This is a genomic window from Bartonella sp. CM31XJBT (assembly GCF_028618555.1).
In the GTDB taxonomy this organism is placed as follows: Bacteria; Pseudomonadota; Alphaproteobacteria; order Rhizobiales; family Rhizobiaceae; genus Bartonella.
Map to the genome: position 1 here is coordinate 3,967 of NZ_JAQITD010000044.1, position 3,050 is coordinate 7,016.

A 3,050-nucleotide genomic window follows, 5' to 3' on the forward strand; every position below is an offset into this window, starting at 1 on the left:
CGCTTCTATTTGCTTTTGTTGTAGGAAAGATTGTTCTTTTTCATGCTGTCTCTTTTGCAAAATATCCAAAATCCTTTGTGCTACTTCATCAGGAAGATCTTCAAGCCTATCGACTTGTGCATAATCAAGCACTTTTTCTTCTTCTGTTTGAGTGATGTTTATTAATTGTTTGATTTGCGTAAGCACATCATAAGAAACTAACTTCGTTTGTACGTTATGGTTTGTTTCATTGATACGTTTTGCTTCATCTTCTTCATAAATACCGGAAAGCCCGAAAGCATAGCGAGCACACTGTATAGTAGCTTTATGGCGCAACATACGTGCGGGGTATTTTTTCCAAGGTTCACTTTTGTCTTGTTCGCATTCTTTGAGATATTCGGTGACTTCGATAGGGTCTTTAATTCCTTTGAGACGAATAGCACATTTGATAGCAATGATATTCCCATCTTCATTGAGTTGATCTTGAAAGGTCATGCCATCAAAGTCAGGATTTGATTTGATGATCTTTATCCAACCGTCGATAGAAACAACGGGTATGATGCCGCCGCCTTTTTTAGGGAATGCATAGATTTCTTTTGTTAAAGGGTTAAGTCCATAAGTATTGGCAACAAAAAGAAAAACGGCAAATTCTGCATCAGTGATGACATTAGCATTTTTATCTCCAATACAAGTTTTTATGATTGTGGTTCGAAATTCTTCAGCAGAAAATCCATATTTTTCTGCCATTTCTTTTAAAAAAGTAGAATTTGTCATCTTGATTTCCTACATTGCGCGCAATTCACCCGTGGCGTGAATCACGCTGGTGTTAAAAGGCTGGTTGGTTGTTAAATTTTTATGTCTTGAGGAATTCTCGTGTTTCCGCGAATATTAGCTAATCCACGAATTTCGGCATTTCTAAAGATCTTGACTGCGTCATAAATGCGAGCACTATCATAAACTTTTGCATCTCCAAAAATCTCAACATTTCCATAATTAATATCATCCTCATACGTGAAATTGGAGCATGATATAATGACATCACCATAAACTTTAGCATTGTTATAAATGAGAGCAGGACCACAAATTATTGCGTTCCCATATACACGAGCATTGTCGTAAATGTGGGCACTATTCTTTATTCGTGCATTCTCAAAAACTTCTGCGTCACCATAAATGAGTGCGCTATTGTAAACTTCTGCATCACCGTAAACATGAGATTTGTCGCGAACAACAGCATCACCAAAAACATGTGCACTACCAGAAACTTCGGCATTACCAAAAACAACAGCACGACTGTAAACTTGTGCATCAGAATAAACTGAAGCATTTCCACTAATACAGGCGCCATCAAATATCTTGGCATTATGAAAAATGGTAGCGCTTTCAAGCACCTTGGCATCATCATAGACCCAGCAATTGCCATCATGACCTAAGTTATATTCCTTTTCAATAAAGCCACCAAGATCTCCTTTTTTGACATCATCAAAATCCCTTAAAGCACGAATACGGTGAAGAGTTTTTCCATCAAACTGAATTGTTTCATCAGTAAGTTCGTATTTTTTTTCCATGGTTTATTTCCTTGATTTGCGTACAATTCACCCGTGGCGTGAATCACGCTTGTGTTTAAAAATGTTGTTTGGTTGTTAGAAACGGCTTATGTAGCTTATATCGCTTGCTGAATAGTCACTTTCGTAGATGATTGAATTGCGTCCACGAATTTCAAGATTACCAGAAATATTTACATTATCGAAAATATATACTCTATCTAGAATTTTCATATTTCCGGAAATGTGTGCTTTATCACTTATATAAGCATCTCCATAGACACGGGCATTGCCATAAACATGGCCCAAAACTCGAGCCTCACCATAAATTTGTGCATTGCCGTAAATTTGCGCATCATATTCAACATATGCTTCACCGCAAACTTTTGCATTTTCATAAACACGCGCCCTGCCTGTAATTTGTGCGCGTTCAAATACTTGTGCATTGCCGAAAATCTTAGCGTCACCACAAACCATAGCTTTATGCCAAACCCAACAATCGCCTTCATGCGATAGGTTGTCTTCTTTTTGTATATAGCCACCTAAGTAACCTTTTTTAATATTTCTAAAATCTCTTAATGCACGTATGCGATAAAGTTTTTTACTTTTATCGGTTCTTGCATCATAAAATTCTTTTATTTCATCAGTAAGTTCATATTTCTTTTCCATGATTACTATTTCTCACGTTCTACGATTACGGTGGAGCCACTAATTTTACAATTTCCAGCAATGTTTACACGACAGCAAATATATGCTTGATTGTAAATTTTAGCATTTCCGTAAACGTGTACACTTTCCCCTATAGCAGAATTCCCATAAATCCGCGCATAGTCAAAAACCTTGGCATTATCTCCAACAGAAGCACCACCAACTTCGGCATAATCATAAACTTGTGCATTGCCATAAACTTGTGCATTCCCATAAACCCGCGCATCATCATAAACTTTGGCATCACCGTAAACTTGTGCATTGCCAAAAATCCAACAGTCTCTCTTATGGCTTAAGTTGCTCTCTTTTTCTATAAAACCGCCTAGGTCACCTTTTTTGACATATCCAAAGTCTCTTAATGCTCTAATTCGGTGAAGAGTTCTTCCATCAAACACAATTTTTTCATCAGTAAATTCGTATTTTTTCATCTGGTTTGTTACCTAGTTGAGATTCTTTTATCGCCATCAATCCAGTCGTCCCAACATACACATGCTTCACCGTAAATTTTTGCATGACCGTAAACATGCGCATCACCGGAAACTTCTGCATTGCCGTAAACACGCGCCCTATCATAAATGTATGCCTTTTCGTAAACTTGTGCATTGCCATAAACTTCTGCATTATCAAAAACGTGCGGTTCACCGCAAATATATGCATCACCGTAAACTTCTGCATCACCGTAAATGCATGGTTCATCGCAAACTTCTGCTTTGCCATAAATACGAGAATTGTTGTAAACATGTGCATAACCGTAAACTTGTGCATTTTCGTAAACCTTAGCATCACCAAAAACCTTGGCATAACCATAGACTTTTGCAT

General features: G+C 37.5%; 5 protein-coding genes. All 5 read right to left on the reverse strand.

Translation table 11 applies throughout. From position 1 onward, the window contains the following. Positions 1 to 753, reverse strand: a 753-nt coding sequence (gene bet / locus PVV63_RS09625) for a phage recombination protein Bet (protein ID WP_273791662.1), incomplete at its 3' end; no start/stop codon positions are given. Between the two features lie 71 nt (positions 754 to 824). Continuing rightward, a complete protein-coding gene (locus PVV63_RS09630; RefSeq protein ID WP_273791663.1) occupies positions 825 to 1,547 on the reverse strand; it encodes a hypothetical protein in 723 nt (240 codons plus the stop codon). A 75-nt stretch (positions 1,548 to 1,622) separates the two neighbouring features. Then, entirely contained in the window at positions 1,623 to 2,192 is a 570-nt protein-coding gene (locus tag PVV63_RS09635) for a hypothetical protein (RefSeq protein ID WP_273791664.1), read from the reverse strand. A gap of 5 nt (positions 2,193 to 2,197) precedes the next feature. Next, positions 2,198 to 2,659 (reverse strand): hypothetical protein, encoded by a 462-nt coding sequence (locus PVV63_RS09640; RefSeq protein ID WP_273791665.1) that lies wholly within the window; start codon positions 2,657 to 2,659, stop codon positions 2,198 to 2,200. Between the two features lie 8 nt (positions 2,660 to 2,667). Continuing rightward, on the reverse strand, positions 2,668 to 3,050 hold a 383-nt coding region (locus tag PVV63_RS09645; protein WP_273791666.1), incomplete at its 5' end, for a hypothetical protein.

What these genes read in the sequence shown, in the direction of transcription:
- PVV63_RS09630 (WP_273791663.1), bottom strand. Translation starts at nt 1,547, where the DNA reads ATGGAAAAAAAATACGAACTTACTGATGAAACAATTCAGTTTGATGGA.
- PVV63_RS09635 (WP_273791664.1), bottom strand. Translation starts at nt 2,192, where the DNA reads ATGGAAAAGAAATATGAACTTACTGATGAAATAAAAGAATTTTATGAT.
- PVV63_RS09640 (WP_273791665.1), bottom strand. Translation starts at nt 2,659, where the DNA reads ATGAAAAAATACGAATTTACTGATGAAAAAATTGTGTTTGATGGAAGA.